Source organism: Photobacterium sp. WH24 (assembly GCF_019204055.1).
Classification (GTDB): Bacteria; Pseudomonadota; Gammaproteobacteria; order Enterobacterales; family Vibrionaceae; genus Photobacterium; species Photobacterium arenosum.
In genome coordinates this window covers 135,612-152,894 of sequence record NZ_JAGSOZ010000012.1, presented here as the reverse complement: position 1 = coordinate 152,894, position 17,283 = coordinate 135,612, and the positions used below count along the sequence as shown (strand labels likewise).

Sequence of the window (17,283 nt, the reverse complement as noted above, 5' to 3'; positions counted from 1 at the left end):
CATATGTGGGGGGGACAAAAGATAGCCGACAAACAAAAAGCCCGTTCTTTCGAACGGGCTTCTCTGTATGGTGCGTCTGAGTGGACTCGAACCACCGACCCCCGCCATGTCAAGGCGATACTCTAACCAGCTGAGCTACAGACGCTTTATTCAGTTTTTTCTTCAACACGCTTTGGCATATTGAAAAAATTTGGTGCGTCTGAGTGGACTCGAACCACCGACCCCCGCCATGTCAAGGCGATACTCTAACCAGCTGAGCTACAGACGCATATTTTAAGTTATTCTAATGCAGGATTTGGTACGACCGAGTGGACTCGAACCACCGACCCCCACCATGTCAAGGTGGTGCTCTAACCAGCTGAGCTACGGTCGTATCACTAAATCGTCCTGCTTGAGAACGGGGTGAATATTAGCGATTCACACCCACTGGCGCAAGTGTTTGAGTTGGCTTTTTTTATTTTTCGTGACTGTTTGATTGTTACTTGTACTGCCTGACGCTGAATCAGGCACTGAGTGGTTGTTTTCAGAGTAAAAATTATTGCAAAAGTTCATGATCCGGCGGCAGTAAACGGGAGATCCAGATAGCCAGTTTATGCTTCATATTGGGGCCGTCTTCCTGATCGGGAGAAAGCGGGGTGATTTGCTTAACATCAACCAGTAACCGGTAGATACATTCCACTTTTTCTTTATCTGAAATGCCTTTGTCGAAGTCTTCGTAACCCTGCTTTTTGGCAAAGGCGATGCCTATTTCCATGGCTTTCTTAATCAGTTTTTGTTCGTTTTTGATTTTTTTCATTCGATCTCGTTCCCTGATTGTGGCCTGTATGTAAAGCATAGTAGTGGCGTTGATTTTTTGAGCTCATGGTCATTCATCTGTAAGGCAGTTAACGGTGTTTCGGCAAGGCGATGAAAATGAACGGCAAAGACCAGCTACCCTATGGCTGTCCGACGTTTATCCCACAACGCTTGAACAAGGTCTGCCAGTATGAGACGTGGTTGAGAGTAGCGTCACGAAATTGGCGGTGTATGTCACCGTCAATATAGAAGCTGTGATAATCGGCGAGCGCAGCAGGGCGGTTGGGGATAGCAAACAAGGTTTGCAGATCCGGCTGAATATCCTGGTAGCGGGCATCAAGCGTGGCAAGGTATGGCTGAATATCCGTAATGAAAAATTTATAGAAAACGTTCTCCAGAAAGTTGGCTTTCTGCTGGTTTCGGTTGGGCCCGCACACGACTGTGGCGTCATTTTGGCTCAGCAGGGAGGTTGTGGTGTTCAGCCAGTCAGTGGCACGGGCCATTGAGTAAAAAAGCTGACCAATAAAACGTGATCTGTGGATGTTCTCTTCGTAGCTGATCAGGCGTTCAGCTGACTGGGCTGATACGCTATGCTGGGCCGAGATCTGGCTGGCAATGTGCGCTAAACCACTTATCGCCTGCAGGGTAGCGGTGGCATCTGGAATTGTGTTCAGCGAAAAAGCGGAGTGTGCTGGCTTGAATTGTTTTTGCCATTCTTCACCAGTGAGCAGCATGTTCCACAGGTATTTAGGCAGGTCATCTTTTTTCGTGGTCTGAACTTCTATCAACTGCACTCTGAGATCATTGTCTTCGGGCAAAGTCGCGATACAGTGGCCGATACCGTCTAATAACAGCAGTTCGTAGCGTAGCTGACGGGTTCTGTCCTGTACTTTTCCCAGCACAGAGTTGCGCTCTGCGATGAGATGAAACAAGCCGCATTTTCTGAGTTCATAGGCATCAATCAGTCCCATTCGTACATCTTCAGTGCGCTGTAGCAAATCACTGACGTCGGGTAGTGGCGGGAGCCGGGTATCCGGCTCTTTCGGGGAACTCACATCCAGCACAGAGGCCAGACGATCAGCATAGTCCGCAAACTGGTTATCTGAGGACTGACGGCCACAACCGGCCAGTATAATGAGCAGGCTGAGCAATGCGAGCTGAATCAGCAGCTTGTTAATGTTAAGCGGATTTAAAAGAAAGCGTCGGCGCATGATCGTTATTCTGGGATTTTTATAACAGTATAAGCTAACAGATTGAGTTTTCAGATAAAGAAAAGGCAGCGCTTGCTGCCTTAGGAAGGGTGGGAGTTCGATTATTGTACCGACATTGCCAGTTGGAAATCATGGTCTTGACGTTGCAGCCAAAGCAGCCGCACTGTCAGCATTAATGCTGCAGCGGTTAAGCCAACAATCGTACCAATCCAGAAGCCGTGTGGCCCCATTGGTGCGGCGAACAGGTTTGTCATACCGAGTACATACCCGATTGGCAGACCAAAAACCCAATAGGCGATAAAGGTGCGGATAAAAATGGCACGCATATCTTTGTAACCACGCAGTGCCCCTGCAGCAACCACTTGAACGGCATCACTGCACTGGTAAACGGCCGCAAGGAACAAGAGCTGAGTTGCCAGCATAATAACGTCGGAGTTGTCGGTATATAACAAGCCTATCTGTTCGCGGAAAATGATCGTCAAAATAGCCGTCGCAACCGAAATAGCCACGCCAACCCAGATACCGCAGTGGCTGGAAATTTTCGCACCATCAAAGTTTTGCTCACCTAACTGGTGTCCGACACGGATGCTGACTGCAGCACCTAAACTCATAGGTAACATGAAGACCAGCGAAGAGAAGTTGATGGCAATCTGGTGGGCGGCGACAACAATCGAACCCAGAGGCGCAATCAGCAGTGCAATTGCCGCAAAGATTGAAACTTCAAAAAATAATGCGGCTGCAATCGGAAACCCAAGCTTGAACTGACGCACAATAGCTTTCAACTCTGGGCGATACCAGGTGCGGAATAGCCCAACGCGGTTGAGTTTTCGGTTCATCAGTACATAAACCAGCATCGAGAAGTACATCAGCCAGTACACAATGGCAGTGGCAACACCGCAGCCGATTCCGCCAAGCGCCGGAGCGCCGAATTTACCGTAAACAAAGATCCAGTTAAGCGGAATGTTGGCTAACAACCCGATGAAACCAATCACCATACCGGGAACGGTCAGCGACAGGCCTTCAGAAAAGCTGCGCAATGCCTGAAACAGCAGCAGGGCCGGAACAGCATAAAGAACGGCGTGTAAGTAACCAATGGTTTTCTCTGCCAGTACAGGTTCGACGGCCATGTAATCAATTAAGATGCCCGCATTATAGAGCACCAGTATGATTGGGACTGACAAGAGTAAAGACAATACAAAGCTTTGTTGAACCTGAAACGGAATTTTGTCTTTCTGGCCAGAACCGTTGAGCTGGGCCACAATGGGCACCATCGCAAATAGCACACCAATGCCAAACAGAATGGCAGGCATCCAGACACTGGAGGCGACCGAGACAGCGGCCATATCGGTGGCACTGACTCCACCAGCCATCACAGTATCAATAAAACTCATTGCCGTCTGTGCGACAGAGGCGATCAAAACAGGAATAGCGAGTTTTAACAGTCGCTTAGTTTCTAGACGATAAAGATGCACGAAATGCTCCAGAGGGCAGGTAATCTATTATTGGAATAATCTTCACAGTGGATTATATCGGCTTCACTGATACTGACAATGATTTATTCAATCTGTATCACAATTCAGCACTTCTCTGCTTTTTTTTGTGTTGCCGCACTGTTTGAGGTTATCACAATGCAGCGGGACTGCAGGACTGGCTAAGTAAAACGGGTCAATGTTAGGATGCTGGGCAGAGATTCATTGTGCAGCGCAGCATGTTGTTGCAATCCGATTAGGCGAGTGACCATCGCTTTCAGGTTCAGTTCTCTGGAGGGGAAATGTTTACAGGTATTATTCAGTGTACGGCTGAAATTATTGAAATTAAAAAGAAAAAAGATTTTCAGACTCACGTTATTCAAATGCCGGATGATCTGCTGCCAGGATTGGAAATTGGCGCCTCTGTAGCCCATAACGGCTGTTGTCTGACGGTAACGCAGATCAATGGAAATCATGTTTCTTTCGATCTGATGCAGGAAACACTTCGTGTCACCAACCTGGGTTTGCTCAGTCCCGGTGATGCAGTGAACATTGAACGAGCGGCTAAGTTTGGCGATGAGATTGGTGGCCATAGTATGTCGGGACATATCATGACCACAGCGGTGGTTGATGAGGTCATTGAAACAGAAAACAATCATCAGATTTGGTTTTCTCTGCCTGCCGCCCTGATGAAATATGTGTTTACTAAGGGGTATATCGGCATCGACGGGGCCAGCCTGACTATTGGCGATGTGGAAGGCCAGCGATTTAACGTCAACCTGATCCCGGAAACCCTGAACAGGACAAACCTGTCAGCGCGCCAAAAAGGCGATGTGATCAATATAGAGATTGATCCTCAGACGCAGGCTGTGGTGGATACGGTGGAAAGGGTGATGGTAGCGAGAGGCTAAAGGAAATCATTTGCATCAATCCACACGCCCTCTCATCAGAGGGGCGTGTGGATTCGAACGTTAAAAAATCTGCTCGTCGTCAGCGTCTACAAACAGGTGAATGGTTTTGTGTAATTCATCCACCTGCATGTTCAAGTGGATCGCATGGCAACACGCGGGGCAATCATCGTAAAATTCCTGACTGCCGGCACTGCTGTCCAGGGTAATTCGGATATGGTGGCCACAATGCGGACAAGTCACACTCTGTTCACTATAGTTCTTCATTTTCTGCTCCTTACATTATGTACCTGATACTGATTGGCACATTCATACCGCTGCCAGTGTCCATACTGGAGAGTCTTGACTCTTTCGCCTTTGAAGCCATTGACGGGTTGGAAATCAGACGTTGTTTCTTACCGGACAATCGCACCAAAAACGATGGGTATAGGTTTGCTAACCGTTAAGTTAATCCTAGCGATACGGATTAGTTTTTGCCGTGAATTAACTGCAAACTTTGAATTGCTGAGAAGTTTTAACTGAGGGGGCTTTGTCGCTTAGAAAGTTGATAAGAACAAAGTAGACAAGCTAAGGGTAATGTGAAGCTGATTGACAGAAAATGGGTCTATAGTGACGCTTTTGATGTCAGAATGGATGAATGTTTTGTGAAATAGAATGATCAGCCTATTTGTGATTCGCGACAAACAGACCAATCATTCTTCAAGCTGATTAAAGGCTGGCTATTAATTCTTTGTTTACTTCGAGCAGCGAGTTAAGTTTTCTGTCTGCGATCGACCAACGCAGATCGGAACGGTGTTGCTGCTCTGGCACTACGATACTTTTCATGCGGGCAGCTTTGACAGCCAGCAAGCCGTTAAGTGAATCTTCAAAGGCCACACAGTGGTGAGGTTCAACACCCAGTTCATCGGCGGCATTCAGGTACACTTCCGGGTGAGGCTTACCAAAACGAAGGTGCTCGGCAGAGAACAAGGCACTGAAATGATCTGTCAGTGACAGGGCATCTAAGGTGGCATGAATCAGGCTCATAGGAGAAGACGAGGCCAGAGCAATGGTTATGCCCATATCCTGGCACGTCTGTATGGCTTCGCGCACACCAGGCAGCATAGGTTTGTGCTCTTGAACCAGTTCTTCCACACGTTTGGTGATCAGGGTGTTGACGTCCTGGCAAGTCGGGCCTTGCCATGGCTGGCGCTCGAACCAGAGATCAACAATGTGATCGATTCGCAACCCCATGGTTTCCAGCGTTTCCTGCTGTGAAATCGTGACACCCAGTGAAGAGAATACCTCGACCTGAGCACGTTGCCAGAAAGGTTCTGAGTCGACCAGAAGGCCATCCATATCAAAGATTGCGGCTTTTAACATACTGTTCCTGTCTTGAGCTGAAAGGATAAAGAATGTGAACTTTATCACTTCAACTCTGCAGACGGTAGCCTGGATTATCCTTTAATTGCTACTCAGATTAAGCCTGCGAATACAGCGTTCAGCCTGATCCAGATATTCGCCACCAAAGAGATTGCAGTGGTTCAGCAGGTGGTAAAGGTTGTACAGGTCGCGACGTTGTTTGTAGCCGTCATCCAGCGGAAATACAGACTGATAGCCATTGTAGAAACTGTCGGGAAATCCGCCGAACAGCTCTGTCATAGCAATGTCGCATTCCCTGTCACCCCAGTAGCAGGCGGGGTCATAAATGACCGGGCCATCTACACTGAGTGCTGTATTTCCATGCCATAAATCGCCATGCAGCAGGGAAGGTTTTGGCTGATGTGCCGACAAGATGTCAATCACATTGCCTGTGATGACATCAATACTGCCAAAATCGATGCCTTTCTCCTCACAGATTTGCAATTGCCAGGCAATCCGCTGTTCTGCGAAAAAGCGACACCATTTTCGTCGCCACTGATTGGGCTGAGGAGTCAGGCCAATGAAATTGTCTATGTCGAAGCCGTATTCAGGCTGTTCGCCCCATTTATGAAGGTGCGCCAGTTGCTGGCCAAGTGTGTGGGCCGATTCGGTGTCCAGACTTTTCATGGGCATGAAATCGAGGACGAGGAAGGCTTTATCCCGGCTTATGCCCATATGCCGGCTTGTAGGCACTGATACTGAGTTTGTTTCCTGCAGGACGCGCAGACTTTCCGCTTCTGCTTCAAAAACGGGAAGCTGCTCTTTCTCATTAAGCTTGATGAAGTACCTTTGATCGCCATCGCTGATGCAATAGCATTCGTTGACGTCCCCCCCAGGGAGTGTATTTCGCTCCCGGATGGTAAAGGGTTGATCAAGTACGTCTGATAGCTGATGGGAAATCGCTTGCCACATAGCATCCTCCGGGCACAAACCAGTTTGGGTACAAATCATAATAAACAATAATACAGCGCCTGGGCTGGATTATATAAAGACAGTGACGCCAAATCTGTTGGGGCAATTTTGTGGGTGCAAGTAGATTCTGGTTCTGTGAACCTGAACGAGCCATGCTCACCGCTATCCCTGACTGACGTTATTATAGTGATTTTTTGTCAGTCGCCCCGCGCTTTACCTCATCACAGCATAGACTATATGTTTGCCGATTAGCTGACTTAAATAACAAAAACAGTCAATTGAAAAGTGCAGGGCAGCAAAATTCATATCAAAGCAGTTTTTAATAACAGAATCAGATAAAAAAAGCCGGGAGAGAACCCGGCTTGGTTGTTTCGCTGAATTTGATGGCTTTGAATCAGAGACTTGGCAGTAAAGATTCTGGCTTCAGATCGTTATAGCTTGCTTCAAGCAGCAGCGGCAAACGCATTTTGTCCGGTAGGATTTCTAGTTGAAACATAGTCATTGTTCCGGCTCGAATTATTTGTCAGTGATCATTGGCAGATCAAGGCCCTGTTCTTTGGCACAGTTGATCGCAATGTCGTAGCCGGCATCAGCGTGACGCATCACACCAGTGCCCGGGTCGTTACGCAGTACGCGGCGGATGCGCTCTTCGGCTTCATCGGTACCGTCACACACGATCACCATGCCTGAATGCTGAGAGAAGCCCATACCTACGCCACCACCGTGGTGCAGAGAAACCCAGGTTGCACCGGATGCCGTGTTCAGCAGGGCATTGAGCAGTGGCCAGTCGGACACAGTGTCTGAACCGTCCATCATGCCTTCCGTTTCGCGGTTAGGGCTGGAGACAGAGCCTGAATCCAGGTGGTCACGGCCAATCACAACAGGCGCTTTCAGTTCGCCGTTACGCACCATTTGGTTGAATGCCAGACCCAGTCGCGCACGGTCTTTCAGGCCCACCCAGCAGATACGTGCCGGCAGCCCCTGGAACTGAATACGCTCGCGTGCCATGTCCAGCCAGTTGTGCAGATGCGGGTTATCCGGGATCAGCTCTTTGACCTTCTGATCGGTTTTGTAGATGTCTTCCGGATCGCCGGACAGGGCAGCCCAGCGGAACGGACCCACGCCTTCACAGAACAGCGGGCGAATATAAGCCGGCACGAATCCCGGGAAGTCGAATGCGTTTTCAACGCCTTCTTCCAGCGCCATCTGGCGAATGTTGTTGCCGTAATCGACGGTTGCAGAACCCGCTTTTTGCAGATCCAGCATCGCCTGTACCTGAATTGCCATTGATGCTTTTGCTGCTTTGACCACCGCGGCTTCGTCTTGCAGACGCATTTCTGCCGCATGTTCCATGCTCCAGCCCTGAGGCAGGTAGCCATTCAGCGGATCGTGGGCTGATGTCTGGTCAGTGGTGCAGTCTGGTACGATGCCGCGCTTCACCAGCTCAGGGAAGACATCAGCCGCGTTACCCAGCAGGCCAACAGAAACCGGCTTGCCGGTTTGTTTGGACTTTTCAATGATAGCCAGTGCTTCGTCCAGCGTGGTGGCTTTACAGTCCACATAACCGGTACGCAGACGGTAATCGATACGTGATTCATCACACTCAACGGCGATCATAGAGAAACCAGCCATGGTGGCCGCCAGAGGCTGAGCACCGCCCATGCCGCCCAAGCCGCCGGTCAATACCCAGCGACCGGAGGCATCGCCATTGAAATGCTTGCGCGCCATAGCAACAAAGGTTTCGTAGGTGCCCTGAACGATGCCTTGCGAGCCGATATAGATCCAGCTGCCCGCGGTCATCTGGCCGTACATCATCAGGCCTTTTTTATCCAGCTCGTTGAAGTGCTCCCAGTTCGCCCAGTGTGGCACGATATTGGAGTTGGCAATCAGTACGCGAGGCGCGTTGCTGTGCGTTTTGAACACCCCGACAGGTTTACCTGACTGCACCAGCAGGGTTTCGTCATCTTCCAGACGCTTCAGAACTTCAACAATCTTGTCATAACATTCCCAGTTACGGGCTGCACGGCCAATACCACCATAGACCACCAGAGAGTGAGGGTGTTCAGCCACATCAGGGTGCAGGTTATTCATCAGCATACGCAGCGGTGCTTCTGTCAGCCATGACTTGGCATTCAGTTTGGTGCCAGTCGGTGCTTCTATGGTGCGTGTCGTGTCCAGACGTGGATTCTGTTGTTGCGTCATTTTGCTCTCCTTGCCGCTCTCTGGTTAACGAATAGCGCGGGCGATTGTCCAGGCAAGCCGTGCAGCTAACCGTGCAGTTTGATTATCAATGTCAAAACGTGGGTTGTACTCAGCCAGATCCGCGACCAGGATCTTCGATTCTCCTTTCGGCGTTCTGGCTTTTAAAATCGGTTCCAGCAGCATTTCAACGATGTCTAATGGCACACCGCGCGCAGCCGGGGCACTGACCCCCGGTGCCACGGAGGCCGGGAAAACGTCCAGATCAATGGTCAGATAGAGGTAATCACACTGATCAATAAATCGCTGCAGCTCTGTCAGTGTCGGTTCCATCTTGTGATGAACCAGTTCATGGTCATCTTTGTAAAGCACCCCTAAACGGTCGGCTTTTTCATACAGCGCCTGGGTGTTACTGGTACGCGCCAGTCCCAGGCAGGCATATTTGAATGGCCAGTTATGCATTTCGCAGAAACGGGCAGCCTGATGGAACGGGGTGCCTGAGCTGCCTTTTTCAGACTGTTTGCCACCCGGTGGATTACGCAGGTCGAAGTGGGCATCAAAGTTGATGATGCCGACACGCGGCGGTTGCTGTGCTTCATTCTCATTGCCGGCAACATGCTGCTTTTGCACCAGGTAATTGCCTATGCCCTGAAACGATCCCCAGGCCACTTCATGCCCGCCGCCAAAGACGATCACTTTGTGGCGCTGACGAAGGGCGCGGCTTACATCTTCTGCCAGCCGGTATTGCGCCAGTTCCAGGTTGCTGTCGTCGCAGCTGATGTTGCCGCCGTCATAAACGGGTTCTTCGTGGTGCCAGGCCAGATTGGCCAGTGCGCGGCGAATCGCGACCGGAGCATCATAAGCGCCGGTGCGGCCTTTGTTGCGCGAGACCCCTTCATCACAGGCGAAGCCGAGCAGCATGATGCCGCTTTCATTGGCATTGTCGGCTGGTTGCACTTTCTGGTGCCAGCGCAAGCCTTTGTTACCGTCTTCAGGATCACTGCGTCCTTGCCAGACATTCATATCAATAGGCATACAGCCTCCTGTTTACTGATTCTTGGATTGATAAAAGAGGTTGCCATCCACAACCCGGGCGATTAAATCCGGCACACCCATGCGATAGGACAGCTCTGCTGGCGAGTCGAGGTTCCACAGTGCCAGATCCGCGGCCATACCTGTGCGAATCTGACCACATTGCTCACTCAGGCCCAGCGCCTGTGCGGCATGCGCGGTAACACCTCTCAGGCATTCTTCCGGTGTCAGGCGGAAGAAGGTGCAAGCCATGTTCATCATGGTACGCAGCGAAGCAATCGGCGAGGTGCCGGGGTTAAAGTCGGTGGAAATTGCCATCGGCACACCTTTTTCACGCAGCTGAGCGATCGGTGGCTGCTGGGTTTCACGCAGGAAATAGAAAGCGCCTGGCAACAGGGTAGCGACTGTGTTATGGGCGGCCAGTGCTTCAACACCGGCTTCGTCCAGGTATTCAATATGGTCGACAGATGTTGCACCCATACTGGCTGCCAGTGCACTACCACCTAAATTTGAAAGCTGCTCTGTATGGCCTTTAATCATCAGGCCATGGGCTTTGGCCGCGGCAAAAACCCGTGCACTTTGTGCGGTTGAAAAACCGATGCCTTCACAGAAAACGTCTACTGAATCTGCAAGGTTCTCTTTTGCAGCTGCAGGGATAATTTCGTCACATACCAGGGTGATGTAATCGTCGCTGCGTCCGGCATATTCAGGAGGCAATGCGTGTGCGGCCAGCAGTGTGGTAGAAACTTTGATATCGGCCTGCTCGCCAATACGGCGGGCAACCCGCAGCATTTTCAGTTCATCTTCGGTAGTCAGGCCATAGCCGGATTTTATTTCGACAGTCGTGACGCCGTCACGCTTAAGGCCTGCCAGACGCTCTGTAGCCAATGCAAACAATTCATCTTCGGTGGCTGCGCGTGTGGCTCTGACTGTCGACAAAATGCCGCCACCGGCCTTGGCGATATCTTCGTAAGGCACACCGTTCAGACGCTGTTCAAATTCGTTAGCACGATTGCCCGCAAACACCAGATGAGTATGGCAGTCGATCAGACCCGGCGTGACCATAGCCTGCTTGCAATCCACAATGTCTGCCTGGCTGTCGACTGTGTCCTGCCAGTTTGCCTGCTGCGGACCGGCGTAGCTGATCTTACCCTGACGGATAATCACCATGGCGTTATCGATGATCTGATAACCGTGTTCCGGTTCCATGGTGACGAGTTTGAGATTGGTCAGAATACGTTCCATAGCGAGCAGTTTCTCTCTGGTTGCCTAATATGTATATACAAATTAAAGTCCGAATTCGGATAAAACTCAAGATGCGATGTAATTAAAATGTGATCAATGTTGAAGGATTCTATTAACAGTAGCGTATTTAGCAGCGGGAGAGGGAAGTACCAAGCGCGGACGATGCAGTATACAAAAGCCTGACCACTGAGTGATCAGGCTTGCTAATCAATATGATAGCTAAAAAAACAACGAGGCTTAAAGTGCCTGAAGACGAACCAGGGTTAAATGACGCGGGTTCTGGAGCTGAGTTTGTATTTATCGCCGGGGTGGTACAGCAAAGCTGTACTGATGAGATTGGTGTTACTCCAGGTACGGCGATTGAGCAATAAGCATGGCGACTCGATCTCCATTTCAAGTAACTCGCTGATATGTGAAGGAGGCAGAATGGCTTCGACAGTATGCTCAATATCACTGAGCGGGCATGTCTGCATCAGATACTCATTGGGTGTCTGAGTCGTGAAATCCTGCTGGATATAATCGGGGGCAAAGTGAGGATTCACCCAGCGTTCTTCCAGTTGAATCGGCACTTTATTTTCGTAATGGACGATTTGAGTGAAATACACAGTTGTGTCATGCCGTACGCCTAAGCGTAATGCAATTTCATCACGGGCTTTGACCTGTTGCTGTGTAATCACTTTACTGGAGTACTGATGGCCCCGGCTCGTGACTTCCGTTGCAATGTTCCGAATTTCCATCAAAGGAGACTCGGCTTTTTTATTGCAGACAAAAGTGCCTAAACGGGGTGTGCGTTCCAGAAATCCTTCATTAACCAGTTCTTTGATAGCTTTATTGGCCGTCATCCGACTGACTTCAAACTGCTCTGACAGCTCAATTTCGGTGGGGATCTTATATCCGGGTGGCCATTCACGGCTCTGGATTTTCTGGTCGAGATACTCTTTGATTTGCTGATAACGCGGTGCGCTTGCCATGGTGTTGTCTCTGCGTCATTAATGACTATAAATTGCCTATACAAATGAAAGCAACTTTTCCCTTATTTTGCAAGTGGCTCACAGGTAACTGGCTTTTCTAACTTTAGTTTTGTGAGTCAATCCATTACAATTCGCCTTCTGTCTGGGGTCAGCAATTTTGATTTGTACCAAAATTCACACCGAAACAGACACTATCTCATCACCGTACTGCACCTTGGCAGGCGGTAAAATACGAAATTGCATGTGCTACTTGGTATGTGGCACCACTGAACAAAGGATCAATGAATGCCTGTAATTACTCTTCCTGACGGCAGTCAGCGTCAGTTTGATAACCCGGTTTCAACTCTCGATGTGGCGCTGTCTATCGGCCCTGGCCTGGCGAAAGCCTGTATTGCCGGTCGTGTTGACGGTGTTCGCGTTGATGCCTGTGATGTGATTGAAAACGACGCAAAACTGGAAATCATCACCGCAAAAGATGAAGACGGTCTGGAGATCGTTCGTCACTCTTGTGCTCACCTTTTGGGTCATGCGATCAAGCAATTGTACCCGGATGTGAAAATGGCGATCGGTCCGACGATTGATTCCGGTTTCTATTATGACGTCGATCTGGAGCAACCATTGACGGCTGACGATCTGGAAAAGATTGAAAAGCGCATGGTCGAGCTGGCGAAAACCAAGTACGACGTTATCAAGAAGAAAGTCAGCTGGCAGGAAGCACGTGATACCTTTGAGTCTCGCGGCGAACCGTACAAAATGGAAATCCTGGATGAGAATGTCTCTCGCGATGATCGTCCGGGTTTGTACCATCACGAAGAATACATCGACATGTGCCGTGGCCCGCACGTGCCGAACATGGGCTTCTGCCAGCATTTCAAACTGCTGAATGTGGCTGGCGCTTACTGGCGTGGTAACAGCGATAACAAGATGTTGCAGCGTATTTACGGCACAGCCTTCCATGATAAGAAAGCACTGAAAGCGCACCTGACGCGTCTGGAAGAAGCGGCGAAGCGTGACCACCGTAAACTGGGTAAGCAGCTTGATCTGTATCATATGCAGCAAGAAGCGCCGGGTATGGTGTTCTGGCATCACAACGGCTGGACTGTGTTCCGTGAGCTGGAAGTTTTCGTCCGTGACAAGCTGACTGAGTATGATTACCAGGAAGTGAAAGGTCCGCTGATGATGGACCGCGTTCTGTGGGAACGCTCTGGTCACTGGGACAAGTACGCAGAAAACATGTTCACGACTGAATCTGAAAAGCGTGAGTATGCGATTAAGCCTATGAACTGTCCGGGGCACGTTCAGATCTTTAATCAGGGTCTGAAATCATACCGTGATTTGCCATTACGTATGGCCGAGTTCGGCAGTTGTCATCGAAACGAACCGTCAGGCGCACTGCATGGTCTGATGCGTGTTCGTGGTTTTACTCAGGATGATGCGCACATTTTCTGTACGGAAAACCAAGTGCAGGAAGAAGTCACTTCTTGTATTAAGATGGTTTACGACACCTATGAAACCTTCGGCTTCAACAATATTGTGGTGAAGTTGTCGACACGCCCTGAGAAGCGTGTGGGTTCCGATGAAATGTGGGATAAAGCCGAGTCTGACCTGAAAATCGCACTGGAATCAATGAACATTCCTTATGATATTCAGGAAGGTGAGGGAGCGTTCTACGGCCCTAAAATTGAATTTACTTTGCATGATTGTTTAGATCGTGCTTGGCAGTGCGGTACAGTTCAGCTAGACTTTGCTCTGCCTGAGCGTCTGGGTGCGACTTATGTCGGTGAAGATAATGAGCGTCACACGCCAGTTATGATTCACCGCGCCATTCTTGGCTCCCTCGAACGTTTCATCGGTATCCTCATCGAAGAATACGCGGGTTATTTCCCGACCTGGTTGGCGCCACAACAAGCAGTTGTCATGAATATTACTGACAGCCAGTCAGAATATGTTCGCGAAGTTGTAGAAAAACTGCAAAAAAGTGGAATCCGAGTCAACGCGGACTTGAGAAATGAGAAAATTGGCTTTAAAATCCGCGAACATACTTTAAAGCGAGTTCCGTATATGCTTGTCTGCGGTGACAAAGAAGTCGAAGCAGGTGAGGTTGCGGTCCGTACTCGCAAGGGTAACGATTTGGGTAAATTTAAGATTGATGACTTTGTTGCGTACATGCAACAAGAGATTAGCAGTCGCAAGCTCAATGTTTTGGAGGAATAAGGTATTAAAGGCGGAAAAAGAACTCAAGCACCAGTTAAGCAAAACGCACACCGTATCAATGGCGAAATCCGTGGCGTACGCGAAGTTCGTTTAACTGGTATCGATGGTGAGTCTATCGGTGTTGTTTCTATTGAAGAAGCAATTAGTGCAGCGAATGAAGCTGGTGTCGATCTGGTTGAAATCAGCCCTAATGCCGAGCCACCAGTCTGTCGAGTGATGGACTATGGCAAGTACCTGTTCGAAAAGAGCAAGGCTGCTAAAGAGCAAAAGAAAAAGCAAAAACAAATCCAGGTTAAGGAAGTTAAATTCCGTCCTGGTACAGATGAAGGCGACTATCAGGTAAAACTGCGCAACCTGATTCGCTTTTTAGAAGAGGGCAACAAGGGTAAAGTCACACTGCGTTTCCGCGGTCGTGAAATGGCCCACCAAGGTCTGGGTATCGATCTTCTGAACCGTATTAAGGATGAACTGGTCGACATCGCTGTCGTCGAGAGCTTCCCTAGTCGTGTCGAAGGTCGCCAAATGACCATGATGCTTGCCCCTAAGAAGAAGTAATTCAGGCCTTCAAGTAGCAAAAGCGCTGCTCAGTGCAGCGCTTTTTGTTCGCCTGATTACTATGTTATTAACTATCAACAATGCGGAGTCTCATCATGCCTAAGATGAAATCCAACAAAGGTGCTGCTAAGCGTTTCAAGAAAACTGCTGGTGGTTTTAAGTACAAGCGTGCGACCAAGCGTCACATTCTGACTAAGCGTACTACTAAGAACAAGCGTCAGCTACGTCCAAACTCTCTGCTTCCTGCATGTGAAGTAGCAGCAGTAGCACGTATGCTTCCGTTCGCTTAATCGTTTTTAGTTATCGTATTTATTTAGTTAGGAGTTTCCTATGCCTCGCGTAAAACGTGGTGTACAAGCGCGTGCACGTCACAAAAAAGTTCTTAAACAAGCTAAAGGTTACTACGGTGCACGTTCACGTGTATATCGTGTAGCTTTCCAAGCAGTTACTAAAGCCGGTCAATACGCTTACCGTGACCGTCGCAACAAGAAACGTACTTTCCGTCAACTGTGGATTGCACGTATCAATGCTGCGGCACGTCAAAACGACATGACCTACAGCACCTTCATCAATGGTCTGAAGAAAGCATCTATCGAAATCGATCGTAAGATCCTGGCTGATATCGCTGTTTTCGACAAAGCGACTTTCACCGTTCTGGTTGAAAAAGCGAAAGCTGCACTGTAATTTCAGTTCAGTTTGATGAAAAAAGGAGAGCCTAGGCTCTCCTTTTTTTCGTTTCAATATAAACAAGCCTTCCCAGGATCACTTGAGTCAGTTAACCGTTACAGCCAGTTTGTGCTTGCCACGGACCGTCGGCTGTGTTGCCGGGAATCTCTTGAACGGTCCACCATTTTGCTTTCCAGTACTTCCCATTGAATTGAACGATATCACCTGACTGGTATGTTGTGTGTGCTGACCAGATAGCCTGCTCACAAGTCAGAACTGGTGAAGGGTTTTGCATCCACTCGACAAGCTGACGATGCGAAACAAAACGCACCTGCTGTTTCGACAACGCGTATTCAATGAATTGCTTCAGCACCGCCTGCCGGTCGGCGACGCTGGTTTCAGGCATCCCGAAATGTTCTTCACCATTTATTTTGCCGTAAAAAGCAGAGTGTAGACCCAATACCAGTGGCGCACGATTGCCGGATAAATGCAGGTCGAGATTGTATTTGTACAAGGTGAGTACATCGGCAGCGTTCAGTCCGTAACCGCCCCAGGCCGGCGTGGTATAGAGGTTCCAATCGAAGTTGTCGGCCTTGCGTGCTAACGGGTCATAGTAAGGGATACGGCTGGTAATTTTGTCGTTGAGCGAATAGGTGAGTCCGTACTCTGCGGCCTCTTCATCTGTTGGAACTATCAGCGCTTGCAACGGAACTTCCCAGAGCCCTGGCACATTTTTCACGGCCGGCTTCCAACCGCCTTGCTGTGCAACTGATTGCGACGGACTACCTTGATCGAGCGTATGTGGCCAGTAGTTGTTGGTGCCATTTTCTTCTGTGGTAGTACCCGCCGGGAAGCTGACATCATACTGGATGGCATTTGTGGTCAGGGCATCCAGCGTGTTGTCGTTGAATGTTAAAAAGGGCGACCGAAATCCGGCAACCGCCGGAGCACCGACACCGCCTTGTTCGACAGGTTGCGTCAGAAACTCATTACAAAGTGCGACTTCCTGCTGCCACTGCTCAGCCGTCATCCAGGATTCAAAAGGGTTGTAGTTTATCTTATCGTCGGGGTGGGTTTCTGTGTGGTTGGCAATATCATGACCGTCAGTGTTCAGCTTTCGCCACAGTTCGATGATCTCAGGTTGCTGTCGGGCAGGCTGGCAGTGCATGAAGAAGCTCGACATTAATGGTGAACCTGCAAATGAGTCGAGACCCTGAGGATTCGTATGACTGCTCAGTGCTTTCGAAATCCAGCGTAAACCATCTGCTTCTATATTGTCGTCGAAGCCCAACGAGATGAACATAGGCGTGTTCTTTGCTTCAATTGGACTGGCTTGTTGTGGCGGATATGACGTGATGTTGGACCAAGCGAATGAACTTGCGATTAAAAAAGGTAAAGGGAAGAGAAAGCGTACGTCCTTTTTCATGGCGATTCCTAAGAGTAAATATTTAATATGAATCAATAGCATGACAGAGTAAGTCGGTATTTATCATGATATGAGAGTGAATTATTATGAAATCTGAATGTTTATTGCATCTAGTGATGATAATTTTTACTTTTTCATTAGCATGAGTGACAGAGTTAAAATTACAGAGGGAGCTGTATCAGCCATTGTTGAGAGAACGATTGTGATGATAGCCGAGGGTGTAAGAGGGGTTTAATTGTGTAAATACCAGACTGAACGGAGTCAGCCTGGCGAATTGGC

Annotated in this window: 16 protein-coding genes and 3 tRNA genes; 5 read left to right on the top strand and 14 right to left on the bottom strand. The window is 49.2% G+C overall.

Annotated features, from left to right (window positions below; translation table 11 throughout):
* Positions 1-68: 68 nt before the first annotated feature.
* From KCG43_RS15390 to KCG43_RS15365, 6 genes are all read right to left on the bottom strand, one after another.
* Positions 69-145: transfer RNA gene (locus tag KCG43_RS15390), tRNA-Val, on the bottom strand.
* A gap of 46 nt (positions 146-191) precedes the next feature.
* Positions 192-268: transfer RNA gene (locus KCG43_RS15385), tRNA-Val, on the bottom strand.
* A 28-nt stretch (positions 269-296) separates the two neighbouring features.
* A tRNA-Val gene (locus KCG43_RS15380) sits at positions 297-373 on the bottom strand.
* Positions 374-535: 162 nt separating this feature from the next.
* Positions 536-796, bottom strand: a complete 261-nt coding sequence (locus KCG43_RS15375; RefSeq protein ID WP_027252100.1) for a DUF5062 family protein — start codon at positions 794-796, stop codon at positions 536-538.
* 139 nt (positions 797-935) lie between these two features.
* Complete coding sequence (locus tag KCG43_RS15370) at positions 936-2,006, bottom strand: DUF3080 domain-containing protein (protein WP_255558059.1); 1,071 nt, start codon at positions 2,004-2,006, stop codon at positions 936-938.
* A 101-nt stretch (positions 2,007-2,107) separates the two neighbouring features.
* Positions 2,108-3,478 (bottom strand): MATE family efflux transporter, encoded by a 1,371-nt coding sequence (locus tag KCG43_RS15365; protein WP_218386005.1) that lies wholly within the window; start codon positions 3,476-3,478, stop codon positions 2,108-2,110.
* A 299-nt stretch (positions 3,479-3,777) separates the two neighbouring features.
* On the opposite strand from KCG43_RS15365, the gene KCG43_RS15360 reads away from it, so the two are divergent.
* Complete coding sequence (locus KCG43_RS15360; RefSeq protein WP_218386003.1) at positions 3,778-4,386, top strand: riboflavin synthase subunit alpha; 609 nt, start codon at positions 3,778-3,780, stop codon at positions 4,384-4,386.
* Between the two features lie 60 nt (positions 4,387-4,446).
* Here KCG43_RS15360 and KCG43_RS15355 read toward each other — a convergent pair whose 3' ends face one another.
* From KCG43_RS15355 to hutC, 7 genes are all read right to left on the bottom strand, one after another.
* Positions 4,447-4,650 carry a CPXCG motif-containing cysteine-rich protein gene (locus KCG43_RS15355; protein ID WP_027252104.1) on the bottom strand — a complete coding sequence of 68 codons (204 nt, stop codon included), beginning with the start codon at positions 4,648-4,650 and terminating at the stop codon, positions 4,447-4,449.
* A gap of 441 nt (positions 4,651-5,091) precedes the next feature.
* The gene (hxpB, locus tag KCG43_RS15350; protein ID WP_192016722.1) at positions 5,092-5,745 is read right to left on the bottom strand and encodes a hexitol phosphatase HxpB; all 654 of its coding nucleotides are present in this window, start codon (positions 5,743-5,745) and stop codon (positions 5,092-5,094) included.
* A gap of 81 nt (positions 5,746-5,826) precedes the next feature.
* Positions 5,827-6,696, bottom strand: coding sequence for a fructosamine kinase family protein (locus KCG43_RS15345; protein ID WP_218386000.1), 870 nt, complete (start codon positions 6,694-6,696; stop codon positions 5,827-5,829).
* A gap of 516 nt (positions 6,697-7,212) precedes the next feature.
* Entirely contained in the window at positions 7,213-8,898 is a 1,686-nt protein-coding gene (gene hutU, locus KCG43_RS15340; protein ID WP_218385998.1) for a urocanate hydratase, read from the bottom strand.
* 24 nt (positions 8,899-8,922) lie between these two features.
* Entirely contained in the window at positions 8,923-9,930 is a 1,008-nt protein-coding gene (gene hutG / locus KCG43_RS15335; protein WP_192016719.1) for a formimidoylglutamase, read from the bottom strand.
* 12 nt (positions 9,931-9,942) lie between these two features.
* Entirely contained in the window at positions 9,943-11,172 is a 1,230-nt protein-coding gene (gene hutI, locus KCG43_RS15330; RefSeq protein WP_218385994.1) for an imidazolonepropionase, read from the bottom strand.
* 263 nt (positions 11,173-11,435) lie between these two features.
* Positions 11,436-12,143 carry a histidine utilization repressor gene (gene hutC, locus KCG43_RS15325; protein WP_192016717.1) on the bottom strand — a complete coding sequence of 236 codons (708 nt, stop codon included), beginning with the start codon at positions 12,141-12,143 and terminating at the stop codon, positions 11,436-11,438.
* A gap of 285 nt (positions 12,144-12,428) precedes the next feature.
* Here hutC and thrS point away from each other — a divergent pair, with 285 nt between their 5' ends.
* From thrS to rplT, 4 genes are all read left to right on the top strand, one after another.
* On the top strand, positions 12,429-14,357 hold the full coding sequence (gene thrS, locus KCG43_RS15320; protein WP_192016716.1) for a threonine--tRNA ligase: 1,929 nt from the start codon (positions 12,429-12,431) through the stop codon (positions 14,355-14,357).
* A gap of 3 nt (positions 14,358-14,360) precedes the next feature.
* Positions 14,361-14,912 (top strand): translation initiation factor IF-3, encoded by a 552-nt coding sequence (gene infC, locus KCG43_RS15315; protein WP_192016802.1) that lies wholly within the window; start codon positions 14,361-14,363, stop codon positions 14,910-14,912.
* A gap of 95 nt (positions 14,913-15,007) precedes the next feature.
* Positions 15,008-15,202: a 50S ribosomal protein L35 gene (gene rpmI, locus KCG43_RS15310; protein WP_027252113.1), complete on the top strand. Its 195-nt coding sequence runs from the start codon at positions 15,008-15,010 to the stop codon at positions 15,200-15,202.
* Between the two features lie 40 nt (positions 15,203-15,242).
* A complete protein-coding gene (gene rplT, locus KCG43_RS15305; protein ID WP_027252114.1) occupies positions 15,243-15,596 on the top strand; it encodes a 50S ribosomal protein L20 in 354 nt (117 codons plus the stop codon).
* 91 nt (positions 15,597-15,687) lie between these two features.
* On the opposite strand, the gene KCG43_RS15300 is transcribed toward rplT, so the two are convergent.
* On the bottom strand, positions 15,688-17,004 hold the full coding sequence (locus tag KCG43_RS15300; protein WP_218385990.1) for a carbohydrate-binding protein: 1,317 nt from the start codon (positions 17,002-17,004) through the stop codon (positions 15,688-15,690).
* Positions 17,005-17,283 lie beyond the last annotated feature (279 nt).

Excerpts from the sequence above, each read along its gene's own strand:
- hxpB (WP_192016722.1), bottom strand. The coding sequence starts at position 5,745 with ATGTTAAAAGCCGCAATCTTTGATATGGATGGCCTTCTGGTCGACTCA.
- rplT (WP_027252114.1), top strand. The coding sequence starts at position 15,243 with ATGCCTCGCGTAAAACGTGGTGTACAAGCGCGTGCACGTCACAAAAAA.
- KCG43_RS15300 (WP_218385990.1), bottom strand. The coding sequence starts at position 17,004 with ATGAAAAAGGACGTACGCTTTCTCTTCCCTTTACCTTTTTTAATCGCA.
- rpmI (WP_027252113.1), top strand. The coding sequence starts at position 15,008 with ATGCCTAAGATGAAATCCAACAAAGGTGCTGCTAAGCGTTTCAAGAAA.
- hutC (WP_192016717.1), bottom strand. The coding sequence starts at position 12,143 with ATGGCAAGCGCACCGCGTTATCAGCAAATCAAAGAGTATCTCGACCAG.
- KCG43_RS15375 (WP_027252100.1), bottom strand. The coding sequence starts at position 796 with ATGAAAAAAATCAAAAACGAACAAAAACTGATTAAGAAAGCCATGGAA.
- KCG43_RS15360 (WP_218386003.1), top strand. The coding sequence starts at position 3,778 with ATGTTTACAGGTATTATTCAGTGTACGGCTGAAATTATTGAAATTAAA.
- KCG43_RS15355 (WP_027252104.1), bottom strand. The coding sequence starts at position 4,650 with ATGAAGAACTATAGTGAACAGAGTGTGACTTGTCCGCATTGTGGCCAC.
- KCG43_RS15370 (WP_255558059.1), bottom strand. The coding sequence starts at position 2,006 with ATGCGCCGACGCTTTCTTTTAAATCCGCTTAACATTAACAAGCTGCTG.
- hutG (WP_192016719.1), bottom strand. The coding sequence starts at position 9,930 with ATGCCTATTGATATGAATGTCTGGCAAGGACGCAGTGATCCTGAAGAC.
- KCG43_RS15345 (WP_218386000.1), bottom strand. The coding sequence starts at position 6,696 with ATGTGGCAAGCGATTTCCCATCAGCTATCAGACGTACTTGATCAACCC.
- thrS (WP_192016716.1), top strand. The coding sequence starts at position 12,429 with ATGCCTGTAATTACTCTTCCTGACGGCAGTCAGCGTCAGTTTGATAAC.
- hutU (WP_218385998.1), bottom strand. The coding sequence starts at position 8,898 with ATGACGCAACAACAGAATCCACGTCTGGACACGACACGCACCATAGAA.
- hutI (WP_218385994.1), bottom strand. The coding sequence starts at position 11,172 with ATGGAACGTATTCTGACCAATCTCAAACTCGTCACCATGGAACCGGAA.